Annotated in this window: 13 protein-coding genes and 1 pseudogene; 4 read left to right on the top strand and 10 right to left on the bottom strand. The window is 67.4% G+C overall.

What is annotated here, in order from left to right:
* Positions 1-251: 251 nt before the first annotated feature.
* From XCC_RS15255 to pqqA, 9 genes are all read right to left on the bottom strand, one after another.
* The gene (locus XCC_RS15255) at positions 252-2,888 is read right to left on the bottom strand and encodes a TonB-dependent receptor (RefSeq protein ID WP_011038067.1); all 2,637 of its coding nucleotides are present in this window, start codon (positions 2,886-2,888) and stop codon (positions 252-254) included.
* A 106-nt stretch (positions 2,889-2,994) separates the two neighbouring features.
* Positions 2,995-4,029, bottom strand: coding sequence for a glucokinase family protein (locus XCC_RS15250; protein WP_011038066.1), 1,035 nt, complete (start codon positions 4,027-4,029; stop codon positions 2,995-2,997).
* Between the two features lie 342 nt (positions 4,030-4,371).
* Positions 4,372-5,859: a PhoPQ-activated pathogenicity-related family protein gene (locus tag XCC_RS15245; RefSeq protein ID WP_011038065.1), complete on the bottom strand. Its 1,488-nt coding sequence runs from the start codon at positions 5,857-5,859 to the stop codon at positions 4,372-4,374.
* Between the two features lie 262 nt (positions 5,860-6,121).
* A complete protein-coding gene (locus XCC_RS15240; RefSeq protein ID WP_011038064.1) occupies positions 6,122-6,634 on the bottom strand; it encodes a hypothetical protein in 513 nt (170 codons plus the stop codon).
* Between the two features lie 60 nt (positions 6,635-6,694).
* Positions 6,695-7,825 (bottom strand): pyrroloquinoline quinone biosynthesis protein PqqE, encoded by a 1,131-nt coding sequence (gene pqqE, locus XCC_RS15235; protein WP_011038063.1) that lies wholly within the window; start codon positions 7,823-7,825, stop codon positions 6,695-6,697.
* Positions 7,822-8,100, bottom strand: coding sequence for a pyrroloquinoline quinone biosynthesis peptide chaperone PqqD (gene pqqD, locus XCC_RS15230; protein ID WP_011038062.1), 279 nt, complete (start codon positions 8,098-8,100; stop codon positions 7,822-7,824). Before pqqD ends, pqqE begins: the two co-directional genes overlap by 4 nt.
* A complete protein-coding gene (pqqC, locus tag XCC_RS15225; protein WP_011038061.1) occupies positions 8,097-8,849 on the bottom strand; it encodes a pyrroloquinoline-quinone synthase PqqC in 753 nt (250 codons plus the stop codon). Before pqqC ends, pqqD begins: the two co-directional genes overlap by 4 nt.
* A complete protein-coding gene (gene pqqB, locus XCC_RS15220) occupies positions 8,846-9,745 on the bottom strand; it encodes a pyrroloquinoline quinone biosynthesis protein PqqB (RefSeq protein ID WP_011038060.1) in 900 nt (299 codons plus the stop codon). Before pqqB ends, pqqC begins: the two co-directional genes overlap by 4 nt.
* Positions 9,746-9,811: 66 nt before the next feature.
* Positions 9,812-9,892 (bottom strand): pyrroloquinoline quinone precursor peptide PqqA, encoded by an 81-nt coding sequence (gene pqqA / locus XCC_RS15215; RefSeq protein WP_002812057.1) that lies wholly within the window; start codon positions 9,890-9,892, stop codon positions 9,812-9,814.
* 305 nt (positions 9,893-10,197) lie between these two features.
* On the opposite strand from pqqA, the gene XCC_RS15210 reads away from it, so the two are divergent.
* On the top strand, positions 10,198-12,357 hold the full coding sequence (locus XCC_RS15210; RefSeq protein ID WP_016945254.1) for a RelA/SpoT family protein: 2,160 nt from the start codon (positions 10,198-10,200) through the stop codon (positions 12,355-12,357).
* A 158-nt stretch (positions 12,358-12,515) separates the two neighbouring features.
* Positions 12,516-13,959 (top strand): annotated as a pseudogene (locus XCC_RS15205) (hypothetical protein).
* 75 nt (positions 13,960-14,034) lie between these two features.
* Here XCC_RS15205 and XCC_RS15200 read toward each other — a convergent pair.
* On the bottom strand, positions 14,035-16,137 hold the full coding sequence (locus tag XCC_RS15200) for a glycosyltransferase (protein ID WP_019237395.1): 2,103 nt from the start codon (positions 16,135-16,137) through the stop codon (positions 14,035-14,037).
* A 95-nt stretch (positions 16,138-16,232) separates the two neighbouring features.
* Between XCC_RS15200 and mrcB the strand changes: the two genes are divergently transcribed.
* Both mrcB and XCC_RS15190 read left to right on the top strand, forming a co-directional pair.
* Entirely contained in the window at positions 16,233-18,677 is a 2,445-nt protein-coding gene (gene mrcB, locus XCC_RS15195; RefSeq protein WP_011038055.1) for a penicillin-binding protein 1B, read from the top strand.
* Positions 18,678-18,689: 12 nt separating this feature from the next.
* Positions 18,690-19,214 carry a hypothetical protein gene (locus tag XCC_RS15190; protein WP_011038054.1) on the top strand — a complete coding sequence of 175 codons (525 nt, stop codon included), beginning with the start codon at positions 18,690-18,692 and terminating at the stop codon, positions 19,212-19,214.
* Positions 19,215-19,605: the final 391 nt, after the last annotated feature.

Raw genomic sequence — 19,605 nt, 5'->3', positions numbered from 1 at the left:
GGCGCGCGCTGGCAGATGGCGGCGGGTTGCCGCTGCCTGCGAGGCGTCGCCTTGCCGTCTGGTTTCGTGCGCGTGAGTCTGCGGATGTTTGGCGTGTGATGCGCGCTATTGCGTGTGCCGCTGCCCACTCCGCAGGCCTCAACCGCAGAGCGCAGCTTCGACACCGCAGCGCCGTGCAGGTCGTACTGACCCGCTAACACCACGGCGCCGGGAGCTGCTGCATTGCTCCCGGCGCCCTGGCATGCGGTAGGTCAAAACTTCAGGTGCAGGGTCGCCATGTAACGGCGGCCACTCTTGTAGCGCCCGGCCAGATGCTCCTTGTCGCCGAGATACTGCAGGTATTCCTCGTCCAGCAGATTTTGCGCGTCGATCTGCAGCGACCAGTTCGGGCTGAACGCATAGCCCACGCTGGCGCCGAGTTCGGCGTAGTCGTCCACGCTGGCGGGCGCGGCGCCGGCCACGTAACCGCCGGCCAGGTAGCTGTCACGCCAGTTGTAGGTCAGGCGGGCGTTGAGCGGGCCTTTTTCGTAGTACGGCGAAAACGCCACGCTGTTGCGCGACTGGTAGGGCAGCGGGTCGCCGGTGTTGTTTTCGCCATTGGCATAGGTGTAATTGGCAGTCAGACCGAAGCCGCTGTCGCCGAACGGCTGCTGGAAAGAAAGGTTGAACCCCTTGACCTTGCCATCGCCAGCGTTGCGTGGCCGCTGGATGCTGTAGTCGCAATAACCGTCGGCGGTGCAGCCGTTGCTGCCGATCAGCTGCGCCCAGCTTTGCGGCGCGGTGTCGCGCAGGGCGTTGTATTGCCGCTCCACGCTGACGCTGGTGTCGATGTAGTTGTCGATCTTCTTGTAGAACACCGACCAGGCCACCACCGACTGCGGCGCGAAGTAATACTCCGCCGACAGATTGAAGTTCCACGATTCGTACGGCGATAGCTCCGCGTTGCCACCGCTGCCGGTCAGTGTGGTGTCGTTGAGGAAGGTGTTGTTGACCATCTGGTTGTACGGCGCCCAGGCGATCACCTTGGCCGCGGCAAAGCGGAACACCCAGTCGTCGCTGGTGTCGTAGGACAGCGTGAGCGATGGCAGCAGGAAGTCTTCCTTGCGCGTGCGCGTTTGCCACAGGCTGTCGGCGTTGGCCAACGACGGGGTGCCGCTATAGACGAACCCGCTGCCTTCGGTCTTGGAGTCCACATAGCGCACACCGAGGTTGCCACGCAGGCCGCCGCTGGAGAAGTTCACCTGTGCGTAGGCGGCGTTATTGGTCTGCTCCAGCGCCCAGCTGTTATTGAGATAGCTGGCCGGATCCGGCGCGCTGTAATCCACCGGGCTGTTGCGGATCCAGTTGAGCACATTGTCGCGGCCGGCCTGCACATGCTGCCCGTGGTCCGGGTAGAAACCTTGCAGGTCGGTCAGGCCGATCGTGCCCACATCGGCCAGCGTGCCCGGCGTGACGCCACCATAGACGTTGAGCTCAAAGCGCTCGTCGTGTTTGCCGTGGCGCACGCCCAGTAGCAGCTGATTGAACACGCCATCGAATTGCAGGTTGAAATCCAGCTGGCCGTAGGTGTCCTTGCTCTCGGTGGAGAAGATGCCGTTGTTGCCGAACCAGCCGCCGGCCGAGCCCCAGTTGGCCGGGTCGCGTGCAGCGGCCGGGTCATCGAAGCGGATGCCGCGGCGCGTATCCCAGCTGAAGCCGCCGTTGTAGAACGGCTCGATGAAATACTGCGACAGATCCTTGTTTTCGGACTTGCTCTGGCCCACCTGCCCGTTGAGACCCCAACCCTCGCCGCGGAGGGCGCCACGCAGGTCCAGCCCTTTGGTGGTCACTTCCGATTCGCGCACGTTGTTGTCGTAGATCACCGTGCCGCCCAAGGGGTCGGCGTTGGCGCTGGAATGGCCGCTGGTGACCACGCCATTGCGCACGCCACCCAGCTGGTCCACCGCGCCAACAGTGCCTGCATTCCAGGTGAGAAAGCTGTACATCGACTGGTTGTAGTTGTCGAAGTTCTCGTTGATGTACAAGCCGCTGAGATTGAACTCCAGCGCATCGCTGGGCTTGAGCTGCAGGTTGACCACGGCGCTGTCGCGTTCGCGGTCCTGCTGGAACCACGCGGCGTTGATCGAGTTGGGCACGTCCGCATCGGCCGGCACGCCGCCGGCTGCATTGGCGAAGGTGCTGGCTGGCGCATAGCCGAACACTTCCATGCCGCGCCGGTCCACGCGTTCTTCGTAGTGCTGCGCGGAGACGGTGACGCCGAAGGTTTCTGCCGGATTTTTCCAGCTGTACAGCAGCGCCGCATTCGGCTTGCCCTGGCTGGCCTGGTCGCTGTAGCTATAGCCGATGGAGGCGGCCACCTCGTTGGCCTTCAGGTCGAGCGGCTGGCGCGTGTGCATGAGCACGGTGCCACCCAGGCTGCCTTCGGTCAGGCGTGCTTCGGACGACTTGATGATTTCCGCACGCCCCAGGATTTGCGGTGCCAGCAAGGTGTAATCGAAACCGCGGCTGGGCTGTTCGCCGTAGAGCCAGATTGCCTGCGCCACCGGGTGGCCGTCCAGAAAGGAGAGATTGAGGCTGGGGTCGGTGCCGTCGATGCTGACGCGCTCGCCCTGGCCAAAGCGACGGTCCAGGGTGACGCCGGGAATCTGCGACAGCGCTTCGGCCACGTTGGTGCTGGGGAACTTGCCGATGTCCTCGGCGGTGATCGCTTCGGAAATGCCGGTGTTGTTACGCTTGGTGTCCAGCGATTTTTCAAGGCTGGCGCGGATGCCAACCACCTGCACGGCATCCAGTTCGGTGGCCTGTGGGTCGGCCGTCTGCTGTGCCTGGGCGGCGAACACCAGCGACATGCCAATGGCGCTGGACAGCAGCGAAGTGCGGTATTTCATGATGTCTCTCCTCATCACGCAACAGGGATGGACGGCGGGCCTGCGCTCGCCGGATGCACTGGGGGTACACGCCGCTCGCGGTCGGGAGACGCGAGTGGTGGAGCGCTTACGACACCTCGGTGTGGTGTTGCAGATACCAGCTGGCCGCGCCGAGCACGCCGAGTTGCCCGTGTTCGACCAACTTGACCGGAATGCGCTCCAGCACCGGGCGCATGCGGCCCTTGGCGAGGAAGCGTTCGCGGAAATCACTCGCAGCCAGAAACTGGCCGATGCTCGGCAGGATGCCGCCGGCCAGATACACGCCGCCGGAGGCGCCGTACGCCAGCGCCATGTCGCCGACCGCGCTGCCGAGCAGCGCGCAGAACAGCTGCAGGCACCGCCGCGCCAGTGCATCGTCGCTGTGGAGCGCGGCGTGGGTGATGTCGGCGGGCAACGGGTGGATGGGCGTGGCCGCGTGCAGTTCGCACAGCGCCAGATACAGGTTGCGCAACCCGGGGCCGGAGAGCACATGCTCGATCGGCAGATACGATGCGTCGCGCGCCAGGATGCGCAGCACCTGCGCGGTGTCGGGGTCATTGCTTGCCAGTGCGACCTGGCCGGCTTCGGTGGCGAGCACGGTCGGCTGGCGCGGGCCGTTGATCCACACCGCAGCGCCTAGCCCGGTGCCCGGGCCGACCACCAGGATCGGGCCACCGGGCTGCGCATGCCGCGGCGTGGGGCCGCTTAGTTGCACCACCGCACGCTGTTCCATCTGCGGCGCGGCATACGCCACCGCTTCGAAGTCGTTGACCAGATGCACCGCACGCACGCCAAGCGTGTCGCGCAACTGACGCGGCGCGATGGTCCAGGGCAGGTTGTTGCTGATGAAGCGGCCGTCGTCCAGCGCGACACCTGCGCTGGCGATCACCACTGCATCGACGGCGCGGCTATCGCGCAGGAAATCAGCCAGGATCGCGTCCAGGCTGGCATGGTCGGCGCAGCGGTAGGTGCGGTACTGCGAGAGCTCGATCGGCGCATCCGCGCCATGCGAGACCCGGCCGACACGCACATGCGTGCCGCCGACATCGGCAGCCAGAAACGTGGTGGGAGCGGGGACAACGGGCAGAGCAGAAGCGCAAGCAGAGTGCGAGGTTGCAGCCACGGTCAGTCCTCTGGGACGCCTGGATCGGCCGATGCCGTCAGCGCGTAGCGGCTTGTTTAGGAGCTGATGACAACGCTGTCAATGGTCCAGTCGGGTTGGATCGATCTTGTTGACAGGCTCAAGCGCTAAAACAGCTCCGTGATGGGCTTTGTGCGGAGTTCCTTGCGCAAACTGTCGAAGCCATGCCAATCGTTTGCAGGGATTCACCGGGCGTGCATGACATCGTTGTGCCTGCCGCGTGGCACGCACTTCCGGCGTCTGTCGCGACCGTCGGAGGCGGCCATGAGGGATGCCCAGGCCAGATTCCTGTCCTGCTGTGGCGACCAAGTCCTGCCGGCGTGCTCAGGTGGCGGGCGGCGGCGCGACCGCAGGCAAGGTCCGGCAGGCGGCGTTGTCCGAGGGCGGCGCCTGGGTCGGGTAGTCCTGCTTGCCGAGCACATAGGTCTGGCTGGTGGCGACAAAACCGTCTGCGTAGGTGGCTTCCACAAAATAGGCGCGCCAGCCGGCCTCAGGAACCTGCACAGGAACCGTCACCGCACCGCGCTTCCAACTCACCGCCGTGGCGGTGTAACGGATGCCGCAGGCAAAGCGGAAGTCACGCGCCTGCGGATTGCTCGCGCTCCATACCTTCACCTGCACCGGGCGCTCGCTGGAACGCACCCGGATGGCAGGCGTTGCGCCGCCACGCAGGCTGCCGCGCAGGTCGGGCAGCGGGCGCTGCTGCTGCAGCCGGTTGACGAACGGCACCAGCGTATCCACCACCGATGCGCGGATGCCACCGTGCGATGCATTGGGCACCACGCGCAGCGCTTTGGTGCCGGGCAGTGCGTCGTAGAAGAACTGCGTGTTGTCTGGCACGAAGAAGTCATCGCCGCTGGCATTGACGATGTCCTTGGGCACGGACAGCCGCTTGCGGTAGCGCGTGTGCAGGTACTGCAGGGGGTCCTGGATCTGGACCAGCTGCGCAAACGCAGGCGTGGCGAGCTGGTTGGTCATGCCTTCCTTGGCGTAGGCGTTGAACGGCACCGGCCAGTTCCCGCCATAGACCTTGGCCATGTGCGTGAGCACGGCCGGCATGTTCAGGATGTCGATCACGAAGGGCGCCACGGCCTCCACGCGCTGGTCGGCGATGGCCGCATGCCAGCTGGCCCAGCCGCGCTTGGACGCGCCGGCCAGGATGAAACGGTGAATCCGCAGCGGCGCCAGTTCGCGTTCGGCCAGGCTCATGGTGCGCGCGATGGCCGCGGCCATCGGAACATGCAGCGGCAAGGTCTTGCGCTGCGCCGGCGCTTTCATAAACAGCGACCAGGTGTGCGCAACGCTGTCGTCTTCGCGGCGTGCGGTGCCGTCATCGCGATACGTCAGCGCCTGGCTGGGGAGGTCGCTCAGCACGATCACCACGGTGCGCGTGCGCTGCGCCAGGGCCGCGATCGCCTCGGGGGCCAGTTCACTGGATGGCTTCGCCGGGCCACCATCGACGGGCTGGCGCGTGCCATTGCTGGAGATCAGCAGCGCACGCGTGGGCAGGGCATCGGGCGGCACATAGAGCGCAACGTCGTGCTGCCAGCTGGCCGGCTGGACCAGGCCTTCCGGCGACCAGTCCTGCGAGGTCAGCAGATAGTCGCGGCGTTCGACCCCGGCCACGGTGCTGGTGGCAGTACGCCGGTAGCTCAGCGGCTGCGCCTCTACCGCATCGTGGTAACACACCAACGCCTCGCCAAAGCCAACAGCGGGATCGGTGGCGCAGCGCTGCGTTGCGGGCGATGCACAGGCCGAGCCGGCAGCGAGCAGGGCGAGGAGCAGAACGCTGCGACGAGCGAAGGACGTCATTGCATGTCTCCAGACGCAGGATGCGGGGCTAGCGGGTCTGCAGTGAGCAGGCGCGCCAGCATGTCACAGCGCTGATCGGCGATGGCCGGCCCTGCGAACCCATTGCAGCAAACACGCATCTGCGGCGTGCATGAGTTTCAGGCCAGGGCGTGTGCGGCGCGCCAGCAGGCGACGCCGCTGTGCGCGCGGGCTTGGGAACGGTGTGCTCCCGCCGGGTGATCGGAAACGATCCCTCCGCCGCCGGCACCCATCTCGCAAATGCTTACTTGACCCGGCGCACCTTGGCCTGGGTGTTGTAGCCCTCGATCTGCATGTACCACACGCCGATCAGGCCGGGCTTGATCTTGGTCTTGGGCGAATCCTTGCGCACGCCGGGCAAGGTCACGCTGTCGGTCTGCTCCCACTCCTGCCCATTGGCGAGGGTGTAGGTGCGGCCCTTGGAGAAGCCCCTGAATGCACCGACCACGGTGCTTTCAATCGGGTCCTTGATACCGAAATCGGAGAAGCCGCGATTTTTCACGATCACTTCCTGGCGGCCGGCTTCCTTGGCCTGCTCCACCACCACCGCCGCTTCCTTGGCCACCTTGCCCTGCAGCCAGTCGTTGAGCGCGGCGAGTTCGCGGGCATCGAGCTTGTCCAGGCCGGCGGCCTTGAACTGTTCAGCGCTCATCTGCGACTGCAGGTCGCCCTGCACGGCGCGCTGCGCCAGGACTGGCGTGGCGTGTAAGGCGAGGGTCAGGCAAACCAGGAGGGGAACGCGGCGCGCGAACGACATGGAGGCAACCCGGAGAGAGAGGCGGCTAGTGTAGACGCTCGGCCGCGTGCCGCCAGCGGCTCATTCGGTGTCGCTGATTGCGGCCTCGGCGGCAACGGCGGCAGGACGCTCCGGCCGGCGATAGACGAAATCCGGTGCCGGCGATGCGGCCTCGCGTTCGGCGGTGGCGCGGATCCCGGCATGGGCCGGGGAGCGTTCGCAGACCGGGTCCAGGGTGGCGGCATCGCCGGCCAGGGCCAGTGCCTGGCAGCGGCAACCGCCCCAGTCGATCTCCCGCTTCGGGCAACCCTGGCAGACCTCGGGCATCCACGCGGTGCCGCGGAAACGCGCGAAGGCCTCGCCGTGATTCCAGATATCGGCCAGCGAGCGATCGCGCAGGTTGTCGAACTGCAGGCCGTCGATGGTTTCGGCCGCATGGCACGGCAGCACGTCGCCACGCGGAGAGATATTGACGAAGCGCTGCGCCCAGCCGCCCATGCAGGGCTTGGGCTGGCGCGCGTAGTAATCGGGGGTGACGAAGTCGATGGCCAGCTGGTCGCCAAGGCTGCGCCGCGCGGTCTCCACCGCCACGATGGTCGCGGCCAGCTGCTCGCGGCTCGGCATCAAGGCGGCACGGTTGCGCAGGCCCCAGCCGTAGTACTGCGTATGCGCCACTTCAATGCGCTCTGCACCCCATTCCAGCGCCAGCGCGATCATGCCGGGCACGCGCTCGGCGTTGTGCCGGTGGATCACCGCGTTGAGCGTCAGCGGCAGGCCGCGCGCACGCACGGCGGCGGCGAAGGCACGTTTCTTGGACAGGCTGTTGCGGTAGCCGGCAATGTGGTCGGCGCCGGCCGGGTCCACGTCCTGCACGCTGAGCTGCACATGTTCCAGGCCGGCGGCCTGCAATTGGTCGAGCATCGGCTCGCCGCCGGCCACGCCGGAGGTGATCAGGTTGCTGTACAGGCCCAGCGCGCGTGCATGCGCCACCAGTTCGGGCAGGTCCTTGCGCAGCATCGGCTCGCCGCCGGAAAAGTGCGCCTGCAGCACGCCCATCTCGGCGGCCTGTTCCAGCAGCGAGCGCCAGCCGGCGGTGTCCATTTCCTCGCGTAATGCCGCCAGCGCGATGGGGTTGGAGCAATACGGGCAGGCGAGCGGGCAGCGATGCGTCAGCTCCAGCAGTACCGAAAGCGGTGGCGGCACAGTGCTCATAACCGCAGCAAGCGCTTCTGGTGCAAGGTGGTGGTGAGTTCGATCACGTCGGTCTCGATCTCGCTCGCATCGGCATCGAATTCGGCGGCCAGCGTCTGCGCGATCTGCGCCAGCGACTGCGTCCCGTCGTAACGCTGGGCCACCACCAGTGCGATGTCATCCAGCTCCACCACGCGTTCGGGCGCCAGCAATACCCACTGGTCGCGCGCGCGGTCGTGCTGCAGGCGTACGCCGGCACGCAGCGCAGGGCAGCTGTCGCGGCTGATGGTGCTCACGCGGCGGCCCGCTTGCTGTCGCGCTCCGGCACGAACGCATCCGGCCAGACAACGCCGGGGCTGACGTAGGCCACGTGCAATGCGTCGAGTTGTGCCCACAGTACCGAGCATTTGAAATGCAGCGCGGCTTTCACCAGCTGCTGTTTTTCGATGGTGTCGGCGTGTTGCTTGACGTAGTCCAGCGCGAAATCCGAATCGCGCGGCGCTTCGGTCAGGCGGTGCTCGAAATACGCCAGTGCTTCCGGCGAGACAAAGTCGTAGTGCTGCAGCATGCCGGCCACGCGCTGGCCGATGATGTTGGGCGCAAACAATTCGGTGAGCGAAGAGGCGATCGCTTCCAGCAGGCTCTTTTCGCGCACGAAGTGCAGATAGGCCTGCACCGCGAAGCGCGTGCCCGGCAGCAGGGCACGGCCCGATTCGACCAGCTCGCGTGGCAGGCCCAGTGCGTCGGTTAGGTGCAGCCAACGCGCGATGCCGCCATCGCTGGGGCTGTTGCCATCGTGGTCGAGAATGCGCTGGCGCCAGATGCGGCGCAGTGCGGGGTCTTCCATCCGCGCCAGGATCGCCGCGTCTTTCAGCGGAATGCAGCGCTGGTATTCAAAACGATTCAACGCCCATGCCTGCACCTGGCCGCGATTGAGCTTGCCGTGGTGCAGCAGTGCATGGAAAGGATGCTGGTCGTGATACAGCCGCGCGCCGATCGCGCGCAGATCCGCTTCCAGCTGGTCGGGCGAGAGCAGGGCAGTCACAGGGAAATCTCCAGGCCGTCATGTGCCACGTCCCAGCCGGCTGCGCGCACTGCGGCGTGCTCCGGCGAGTGAGCGTCGAGGACGGGGTTGGTGGTGTTGATGTGGATAAGGACCTTGCGCGCCACCTGCAACTGCGCGAACGCGGCCAGGGTGCCGTCAGTTCCGTCGATGCTCATGTGGCCCATGCGCTGGCCAGTTTTCTGGCTCACGCCCAGTTGCACCATTTCGTCGTCGCGCCACAGCGTGCCGTCGAAGAACACCAGCTCGGCGCCATGCAGGCGCGCGCGCAGGTCATCGGTCATGGCCGCGCAGCCGGGAATGTAGTGCACGCGGTGGCGGCCATCGTCGATGGTCAGCCCAAGCGTCTCTTCGTTGGAGCCGGCCAGGTCGCCGCCGCTGCGCGATTCCATAAACAACGGCACCTTGCCGGGAACCGAGAACGGCGTCAGCTGCAGGTCGCACAGGGTCAGCGGGGTATTCAACGCGAACGGATGCCGGTCCACGTACTGCGGATTGAGCGCGTCGAAGATCGGGTTCTGCGCGAGCAGGTCAAGCACGCGGCTGCTGGCATGCAACGAAAAGCGTTGGCTTTCGCGCATCGAGAGCAGGCCGGCAATATGGTCGATCTCACCACTGGTCAGCAGCACCGATTCGATCGGTGAATGGCGCAGGCCGTGTTGCGGCCAAAGCGCGGGCGTGGCGAGAATCTGTTGGCGAAAATCGGGAGAGGCGTTGATCAGGACCCAGCGCTGGCCGTCGGCACTGACGGCGATACTGGCCTGGGTACGACGCTGGGCACCGTCCGCTTGCTGCCATGCCCGCTGACTCGCGGGTGTGTGGCAATTCCACTGCGGGTGCCCACCGCCGGCCGCCGATCCCAAAACGATGATGCGCATGGAGAACTGTTACCTGTCTGCCGGCAACAGCCGGTCATGCATCGAAAGAGAGGGCGGCAGGGTCGCTCAGAACTCGCCGGAAACGTAGCAGTTGATCTCGGCGCCACAATTGACTTCACGTACAACAGGCTTCTTCCAGGTCTTCATCGGCTACCTCGCAGTTGGTTGGAGTAACGCCGGCGCAGATTGCGCCGCGACGACGTGCAGGGAGCATAGGCACGCGGTTTGGGCCAGTTGTAAAGAGCATGTAAAAAGCTTGGGCCACGTCGCGCTTTGCACCGGCCTGGCGCCGCGATGGGTTGCCAATCAAGGCGTTGCCGGGTGAACCGTGCGTAAGCGCAGCGGGCACGCATGGGCGTGAGGGCGCACGAAACACGCGTTGTGGAGATGGTGACGCGCACGTTACCGTAGCTGTCAGCCCCCATGTCCCTGCCGCCTTTGTGTCCACCGTTGTGAACAGCTCCGCCCCCGACCGCCTGCATGCCGTGCTGCAGCGTCCCGCCCTCGCATCGATCGCGCCCGCCTTGCGCGATGCGTTGGCCCAGGCCTGGGCAGCGTCCGAAACGGCGCAGGCAGACAGCGTGCCGTGGGCCTTGCTCACCGATACGCTGGACGCCCTGGCGCACCTGGCGGCCGACGAAGCGACCCTTGTGGCCGCGTTGTTGTTCGATATTCCGGCGCTACGCCCGGGTGTTGCCACGCTGCCATGGCAGCCGGCGGAACGGCGCGGCGTGGTGGAGGGGCTGCTGGATGGCCTGGATGCCGCCGACCAGGTCTGGGCGCTGCATGCCGGGCGCGAGGCGGGGCGTAATAGTGAAGGCCTGCGCCGCCTGTTGTTGTCCATCATCCACGACCTGCGCGTGGTGCCGATCCTGCTGGCCCGCCAGCTGGCGCGCATGCGCGTGGCCGACCGGCAGAGCGAGGAAGAGCGCCGCGCGCTGGCCCAGCTCACCCGCGACATCCACGCACCGTTGGCCAACCGGCTGGGGATCTGGCAGGTCAAGTGGGAGCTGGAGGATCTGGCATTCCGGCACCTGGAACCGGATACCTACCGGCGCATCGCCCGCGATGTGGACGAAACCCGGGTGGCGCGCGAGCGCTACATCGAGGCGGTCAAGCGCACGCTGTCGGCAGCGCTGGCACAGCAGGGCCTGCGCGCGGATGTCAGCGGGCGGCCGAAGCACATCTACAGCATCTGGCGGAAGATGCAGAAAAAGCGGCTCTCCTTCGACCAGCTCTACGATGTGCGCGCGGTGCGGGTGATGGTGGACGACGTGGCCGCCTGCTATGCCGCGCTGGGTGCGGTGCACGCGCTATGGGCGCCGGTGCCGAGCGAGTTCGACGACTACATCGCCCGGCCCAAGGCCAACGATTACCGCTCGCTGCATACCGCGGTGGTGGGTCCGGAGGGGCGCACCATCGAGATCCAGATCCGCACCCACGAGATGCACGCCCAGGCCGAACTCGGCGTGGCCGCGCACTGGAAGTACAAGGAAGGCGGCAAGGGCGCGGAAAAGGCGTTCGATCGCAAGATCCTGTGGATGCGGCAGTTGCTGGAGCAGGTGCAGGACGGCGAGCACGGCGAACTGGCTGGCGCGCTGGATGCGGAGCTGATCGAAGACCGCGTTTATGCGCTCACGCCCAAGGGCGAGGTGATCGACCTGCCGCAAGGGGCCACGCCGCTGGATTTCGCTTACCACGTGCACACGATGGTGGGGCACCGCTGCCGCGGCGCACGCGTGAACAACCGCATCGTGCCGCTGACCTACCGGCTGCGCAGCGGCGACCGCGTGGAAATCATGACCGCCAAGGAAGCCGACCCGCGCCGCGATTGGCTGTTGGCCTCCAACGGGTTCCTGGCCAGCGGGCGCTCGCGCGACAAGGTACGCGCCTGGTTTCACAAGCTCGACCGCGCCCGCAACGTGCAGGCCGGCAAGGACGTGCTCGATCGCGAGCTCAAGCGCTTGGGGCTGCAGCATGCCGACCTCAGCGTGGCCACGCGCAAGTTCCACGCCGACAGCATCGACGACCTGTACATCCAGGTGGCGCTGGGCGATACCGGGCCCAACCAGATCAGCCGCGCGCTGCTGGAAGCCGAGCGTGCGGCGTCGCAGCCGGCCGTCCCGGCGCCGCCGCGCCCGACCGCGCGCCGCGACGGGCTGGGCAAATCCAAATTTACCGTGCAGGGCGTGGGCAATCTGCTGGTGCAGCTGGCGCGCTGCTGCCACCCGGTGGCGGGCGAGCCGATTGCCGGGTATCTCACGCGTGGCCGCGGCATCACCGTGCATCGGGCCGACTGCGTGGCGCTGTCGCGTCTGGCTGCCGCGCATCCGCAGCGGGTGCTGCCGGTGGAGTGGGGCCAGGCCGGGAGCGGTTACGAGGTGGACGTGCAGGTGCGGGCAGTGGACCGGCGCTGGCTGCTCAAGGACATCACCAACCTGATCGCGCAGGAAGACGCGCATGTGCTGGAAATCAACAGCGATAACGTGCGCGACAGTGGCCGCGCGCAACTGCGGCTGCGCCTGAAAGTGAGCGATTACGAGCAGCTCTCGGCGCTGCTGGGCAAGCTGGACGCCTTGCCCGGGGTGAACGAGGTGCGCCGGCTGGGCTGAGCGCACGCAGTCTTCGCAGCCGGGGCGGCTACCATTGCGTGGTGAACGCGTCCCCGTCAGGTCGCGCCAAGGACGGACGCCACCGCATGTTCCCGCTTCCGCGCTGGGCCAGATCGCCGCGCCTCTGGGCGCCGCTGCGCAGCCGTGCGCTGTGGCGCGTGGTGCTGGTGCTCGCCGCGTGCCTGTTGCTGAGTGTCATCGTGTTCCGGCGCCCGCTGGCCGATCTGCTGTGGCCGGACAGCCGCATCCAGCAACTCCTGCAGCGCGGCGACGCGGCGCTGGCACGTGGTCAATTGAGTGCTGCCGATGGCAGCGGGGCGCGCGAATTCTTTGCCGCGGCACTGGCACTGGACGGCGACCGTAGCGAAGCGCGGCAGGGCCTGGCCCGCACCGGTGCGGCCGCGGTGGTGCAGGCGCGTGCGGCACTGGCTGCGGGCGATGTGCCGGCGGCCCAGCGCGGGGTTGCGCTGGCACGCGCGCTGGAAGTGGCGCAGGCGCAGATTGCGCCGGTCGAGCTGCGCCTGCGGCAACTGCAGGCGCGCCGGGCCGGCCTGGATGCGCTGGTGGCCCAGGCCGTCGCCGCGCAACAGCAGGGCCGCCTGGACGGCACGCCCGACAGTGCACTGCCGTTGTATCAGCGGGTGCTCTCCCTGGCCCCGGACCGCACCGATGCCCTGGAAGGCCGCGAAGATGCGCTGACCGACCTGCTGGCACAGGCCCGCCACGCGCTGGCACGCGATGCACTCGCCGAGGCGGCCGCCTTGCTGGCCGCGGCCAAGCGCTACGACGCCGGGCATGCCGATGTTCCTTCGACCGAGGGCCAGTACCACCGGCTGATGGATCAGCGCCGGCAGCGCGCCGACACGCTGTTGCGGCGCGGCCGGCTGGCGCCTGCGGTGCGCGACTTCACTGCCGTGCTGGCTGCCGAGCCGGGCGATGCGCAGGCGCAACGCGGCGTGGAGCGGGTTGCTGCCGAATATGCCGCGCAGGCCACCCGCCAGGCCGCGGATTTTCAGTTCGATGCGGCAACACAGTCGCTGCAGCAGGCGCGCGCTCTGGTCCCCTCTGGCCCATCCATCGCCGCGGCCGAGCAGGGCGATCGCGCGTGCGCGCGATGCGCAGCGCGGGCCGGAATCCGGGTTGTCGCGGGGGGCGCGCGAACGCCGCCTGCGCAGCCTGCTGCAACGCGTCGCCGCAGCCGAAGCGCAACAGCAATGGATGACGCCGCCTGGCGCCAGCGCCTACGACGCCGTACGTGCCGCACAAGCGCTGGCACCCCGCGACCCGCGCGTGCTGCAGGCTGCCGCACGCGTGGCGCCGGCCAGCCAGCGCTGTTTCGAGGACGAGTTACGCAACAACCGGCTACGCGCCGCGCGCGGCTGTCTGGATGCCTGGCAGGCGCTGATGCCCACCGGCGACGCTCTGGCGAGCGCGCGCCGGCGCCTGGCGCAGCGCTGGGTGGCGGTGGGCAGCGAGCGGCTGGGCCAGGAAGACGCGGCCTTTGCGCGCCGCGCGCAGAACGAGGCCCGTCAGTTGGATCCCTCGTTGCCGGAGTTGGCGGACTTCAGCCGGCGCGTCAAAGCGGTGAGTGAAGAGCGCTGAGCGAATGATCGGTTGAGGCGGTGTCTGTGAGAGCCCATGCAGTACACCAAACGGCGCATGCACGCCCACCTCGCCTCACTCAGCGATAAACAAAGTCCGCACCGTCGCGCGTGCGGCATCCAGCGAAAAATGCTGCGCCACATTGCGCAGGCCGTTGTCGGCCAGGCGTTGCCAGAGCGCGGCGTCCTGATACAGGCGCACGATGGCGGCGGCGAACGCATCTGCTTCATCTGCCACGCACACGTCCTCGCCATCGTGCAGGTGCATGCCTTCCACCGCGCAGGTGGTGCCCACCACTGGCTGGCCGTGCGCCATGCTCAGGTTGATCTTGCCCTTGACGCCGGCACCGAAGCGCAGCGGCGCCACTGCAATACGCAGCGTGTCCATGTACGGCACCAGATCCGGCACGTGCCCATGCAACTGCACGCCCGGCGTTTCATCGGCCAGTAACTGCAGCGCGGCGGGCACGTCGGCGCCGATGCAGTGGAACACCACGTCCGGCAACTGCGCGCACACCAGCGGAAAAATCGCACTGATGAACCACTGCACCGCATCCACGTTCGGTGGATGCCGGAAGCCGCCGACAAACACCAGATCGCGCCGCTGCGCGAACGGCTGGCCGCTGCCGGCAACCTCGTGCAAATTGGAGAGCAGGGCGGTGCGGATCTGTGGTGCATCCGCGTGCAGCTGTGCCTGCTCGGCCGCCGACACCAGCACGGTCACGTCGGTGGCCGCCATGATCTCCAGCTCGCGCAGGCGCGTACGTTCGGCGCTGCGCAGCAGGTTGGCGTCGCCGGTAAGCTCGGCGCCACGGCGCTCGCGCAGATAGTGCAGATCCACCGTATCGAACAAGGTGCGTGCCTGCGGCGCGTAACGCTTGAGCAGTGGCAGGCAGGCATGGGCGACGTGGTGGCGCACCAGCAGCACCGCGCTGAAACGTGGGCCATGCGTGCGCAGCCAGGTGCCGATGCCTTCCAGGAACGGCGCATACCAGACTTCCACGCCGAGTTGCTGCAAGGCCTGCGTGTGGCGGCCGGCATGCTCGCGACGGGTGGGCACGAACACCACGTGTGCACCTTCGGCGCACAACAGGCGGATCAGGTTGAACTGCCGCAACGAACCGGAGTCACGGTCCGGCTGCGGCACGCATTCGTCCAGGATGAGGACCTGGCGTTGGTGGCGGTGCAGGCTGGCGGGGTCGGGCACGCTGCCAACCGGCAACTGCGCCTGCAGCACCTGCTGCCATTTTTCGGCGAACACGCTGCGGTTGCGCACCTGATACGCCTTGACGCCGGTGCGGGTGTCGGTGCCGTTGCTGGTGCCTTCGTCATGCACCACCACGCTAGCCGGCTGCACCAGCACGCTGTGCCCTGCGGCACGCACCGCGAAGGCCAGGTCGGTGTCTTCGTAATACGCTGGCATGTAGCGCCGATCCAGCCCACCCAAGGTCTGCAGCAGCGCACGCGGCAGCGCGATCGCCGCGCCGGAGCAATAGTCCATCTGCCGCACGTAGGCGTAGCGCGGATCCTCAGCGGACTCGAAGCGCCCGTAGCTCCAGGCGCTGCCATCGCCGAACACCACGCCGCCGGATTCCTGCAAGCGCCCGTCCGGATACACCAGCTGTGCGCCCACCAGGCCGGCAGATGGATGCGCGGTAAAGGTGCCGATCAACCGGTCCAGCCAGCCCGGCTGCGGCACGGTGTCGTTGTTGAGCAGCACCACGTAGTCGCCGCGTGCCAGCCCAATGCCGTCGTTGCAGGCAGCGATGAAGCCGCCGTTGCGTGCGCGCTGGTGGTAGTGCAGGCCCTGTACGTGCGGCAGATTGGTAGCGGTGGCGTCGCTGCTGCCGTCGTCCACCACCACGATCTCGATGCCCAGCGCCGGTGGATGCGCGGCCAGTGCACGCAGGCAGGCGAGTGTGTGCGCGATCTGGTTGTACACCGGAATCACCACCGTCACCTGCGGCGTGGCGCTGTGCGGCACCGCAAATGCCGTAAATGGCGCAGCCTCGGGCAACCACAGCGGCGTGCCGAGCGCGACCGGCGGCGCCTGCGTGTGCACGCGGATGCGCTGCCAGGTGGCGCGCCATCCGCGGGTCCGCATGCTGGCGACGCTGCGGTGGATCAGGCCAAGCACGCGATTGAACAGATAGCGCGCATCGGCCAAGGACATCGACATTCCGTTGGAACTCCAGCTTAAGCCACAGGGTCCGGCACGCCGCAGCCACGACAGGGCTGCGCTAGACTCGCCGGACTCTACATTCTCGCATCCCTGTGCCCCGACGCTACGATCACGACGCTCCCGACGATTTCGAGGACGACTCCGCCGAACAAGGCTCCCGCTGGCAACGCAGGCTGATCGTCTGGAGCCTGGCGGCATTCGCGCTGGCGCTCGGTTTCCTGATCCCGTACACGATGTATCTGAACAAGCAGGTGACCCAGCGTTTCGGGGAACTGCGCTGGCAGATCCCCACGCGTGTGTACGGCCGGCCACTGGTGCTGGTGCCGGGCAAGGCGCTGGACGCAGCCACGCTGAAGACCGAGCTGGACGCGGCGTCCTACCGTGATGACGGGCTGGGCAAGCTGGCGGGCACCTATCAGCAGGACGGCAGCCGCTTCGTGATTGCCAGCCGTGGCTATATCGACGTGGACGGGCAGGTGCCGGCGCGTCGGATCGAGGTTGCGCTGTCCGCTGGACGGGTAGCCAGTGTGCGCGATGCGGCCGACCGCAAGGCGCTCAAGAGCGCGCGGCTGGATCCGGCACGCATTGCCACGCTGTATGGCCAGAAGCAGGAAGAGCGCCGCCTGGTGCGCATGGAAGAAGTGCCCGAGCTGCTGGTCACCGGCCTGCAGGCGGTGGAAGATCGCGATTTCAATAGCCACCACGGCATCGACCTGAGCGGCATGGTGCGCGCGGCCTGGATCATGGCGCGCTCCGGCGGCCAGGTGCGTCAGGGTGCCAGCACGCTGACCCAGCAGCTCGCGCGCAGCGGCCTGCTCGGCATCGGCAAGGAACAGACGGTCACCCGCAAGTTCAACGAGATCCTGTACGCGGTGATCATGGAGGCGCGTTACGACAAGCGCACCATCCTGGAGGCGTATCTCAACCAGGTGTACCTGGGCCAGCGCGGCGGGCAGGCCGTACATGGCGTGTCGTCCGGTGCAGAGCTGTGGTTCGGCCGCGAGCTGGGCTCGATGACCACCGAACAGGTCGCGCTGCTGATCGGCCTGGTCAAGGGGCCGTCGTATTACGACCCGCGACGCAGCCCCGCACGCGCGCTGGACCGGCGCAACTTCGTGCTGGGCAAACTGCGCGAGAACAATCTCATCGACGAGGCCGAGTACAAGCGCGCGCTGGCCGCGCCGCTCGGCGTGCCCAAAGAGCCGGGCCTGGTCGCCGCCAATCGCTTCCCGGCCTACGTGGACCTGGTGCGCCGGCAACTGGCGCATGACTACCCGGAAAGCGTGCTGCAAGGCGCTGGCATGAGCGTGCTCACCGGCATGTCGCCGTCTGCGCAGGCGTATGCCGAAGGTGCGGTGACCGGCACCATCAAGCGGCTGGACAACAAGAAGCGCCCGCCGTTGCAGGCCGGCCTGGTGCTGACCGACGTGCATAACGGCGATGTGCTGGCGGTGGTCGGCAGCCGCGACGTGGCCAAGCCCGGGTTCAACCGCGCCGTGGAAGCGCAGCGCCAGGTCGGCTCGCTGCTCAAGCCCTTCGTCTACTTGCTGGCACTGGCCTCGCCTGACCGTTGGGCGTTGTCCAGCTGGGTCGACGATTCCCCGGTGACCGTGCAGCTTGCGCGCGGCAAGACCTGGTCGCCCGGCAATTCGGACAACCGCAGCCATGGCACGGTGCGCCTGATCGATGCGCTGGCGCATTCGTACAACCAGGCCACGGTGCGGGTGGGCATGCAGGTGGGTCCGGAGCGCGTGGCGCAGCTGATCCAGGTGCTGGCCGGCATCAAGGCCGAGACCAATCCTTCGTTGATCCTGGGCGCTACCGACCAGAGCCCGTATGGCATGGCGCAGCTGTACCAGTTTCTGGCCGCCGGTGGCGAGATCCAGCCGCTACATGCGGTGCGCGGCGTGCTCGATCCGCAGGGCAAGTTGCTCAAGCGCTACGACAAGACCCCGGCGCCTGCGCAGGAAGGCGATTCGGTCGCCGCCAACCTGATCAGCATCGGTCTGCAGCAGGTGGTCAGCGGTGGTACCGCGCGCCAGTTGCTCGGCGATGGCCTGGGGCGGTTGTCGCCGGCCGGCAAGACCGGCACCTCCAACGATGGCCGCGACAGCTGGTATGCCGGCTATACCGGCGACCATCTGGCGGTGATCTGGATGGGCAACGACCAGAACGCCGAAACCGGTCTGTATGGTGCCACCGGCTCGATGCGGGTGTGGTCGAGCATCTTTGCGCGGCTGCCAAGCGCGCCGTTGAAGGTCAGCGGCAAGGGCCTGGATTGGCAGTGGGTGGACGCCAGCGGCATCGGCGTGACCGATGCGGGTTGCCCCGGTGCGCGCCAATTCCCGTTCGTGGTCGGCTTCACCCCCGCATACGCGTCGTGCGCCGGCAACGCACCGTCCATCGAAGAGGCGCCTGCCGACGGCAGCGCACCGGCCGAGCAATCCAGCGGCGGCGGCTGGCGCCGGTTCTTCGGTCTGGACAAGAAGACCGAAACGCCCGCGGCCGCACCTGCCTCGCCCCCACCTGCGCACTGACAGGAACGACTCATGATCCGATTGCACCGTTTGCTTGCCCTTGTTGGCGTCCTCGCCACCCTGACCGCCTGCATCAGCGCGCCGCCCGCGCCACCACCGGCGCCGGTGGACACCACCACCCCGGCGCAACGGCTGGCCTTGATCGAACGCGAAGCCGGCGTCGACGATACCGAGCTGTCGGTGCAGCCGCTGCGCGACCCGCAAGTGGACGATCTGCGCGAAACCGCCAAGGCCAAGCGCCAGATCGGCGACCTGGCCGCGGCGGCGGCGGCGCTCGATCAGGCACTGGGCCTGGTGTCCGGTGACCCGGCGATTCTGCAGGAGCGCGCCGAAGTGGCCGTGTTGCAGGGCGATTGGAATGCCTCCGAGCGCTTTGCCAAGCAGGCCATCGAACTGGGTTCCAAGACCGGCCCGCTGTGCCGCCGTCATTGGGCGACCATCGAACAGGCGCGCTTGGCGCGTGGCGAAAAAGAAAACGCGGCCTCGGCCAAGGCGCAGATCGTCGGGTGCACGGTGCCGGGCGTGAAGCGGTATTGATCGAGCTGCAGGGCGGGTAGCCGCCCTGGGAGTGGGGTGAGGCACGGCGCGCGCGGCCGCCTGCGACGCGTTGATGTGTGCGGGCGGTTAGGTGGCATGTGCGAAGCGCTGCTCGCAGCCTTGAGGATGCGCACAGTCAACGGCCTGCTGTTTGTCTCGTTCGCTCGTGGCTGCCTGGCAAGTCATGCCGATGGTCCGAAACCGTGCCGGTAGGCCGGAAGGTCCTGGAGACCACGGCGTGCCCCAAGGCGCGGCGTCTGCAGCCGGGTAGCGCATTCAAGCTCCAATCCGGCCCGTGGCCGCCAACGATTAGCGCCTCACGTTGAGGCCGGCAGTCGCGTGGTGCCACGCCGCCCGCAACAGGCTCCGCGCCCAGGCCCGTCCTTCACGC

Source organism: Xanthomonas campestris pv. campestris str. ATCC 33913, assembly GCF_000007145.1.
In the GTDB taxonomy this organism is placed as follows: Bacteria; Pseudomonadota; Gammaproteobacteria; order Xanthomonadales; family Xanthomonadaceae; genus Xanthomonas; species Xanthomonas campestris.
Note: the sequence above shows the minus strand (reverse complement) of the source record. Positions and strands in the feature narration are given on the sequence as shown.

Coding starts and splice junctions, on each gene's coding strand:
- XCC_RS15255 (WP_011038067.1), bottom strand. CDS start 2,888: ATGAAATACCGCACTTCGCTGCTGTCCAGCGCCATTGGCATGTCGCTG.
- XCC_RS15245 (WP_011038065.1), bottom strand. CDS start 5,859: ATGACGTCCTTCGCTCGTCGCAGCGTTCTGCTCCTCGCCCTGCTCGCT.
- XCC_RS15240 (WP_011038064.1), bottom strand. CDS start 6,634: ATGTCGTTCGCGCGCCGCGTTCCCCTCCTGGTTTGCCTGACCCTCGCC.
- pqqE (WP_011038063.1), bottom strand. CDS start 7,825: ATGAGCACTGTGCCGCCACCGCTTTCGGTACTGCTGGAGCTGACGCAT.
- pqqB (WP_011038060.1), bottom strand. CDS start 9,745: ATGCGCATCATCGTTTTGGGATCGGCGGCCGGCGGTGGGCACCCGCAG.
- pqqA (WP_002812057.1), bottom strand. CDS start 9,892: ATGAAGACCTGGAAGAAGCCTGTTGTACGTGAAGTCAATTGTGGCGCC.
- XCC_RS15200 (WP_019237395.1), bottom strand. CDS start 16,137: ATGTCGATGTCCTTGGCCGATGCGCGCTATCTGTTCAATCGCGTGCTT.
- XCC_RS15190 (WP_011038054.1), top strand. CDS start 18,690: ATGATCCGATTGCACCGTTTGCTTGCCCTTGTTGGCGTCCTCGCCACC.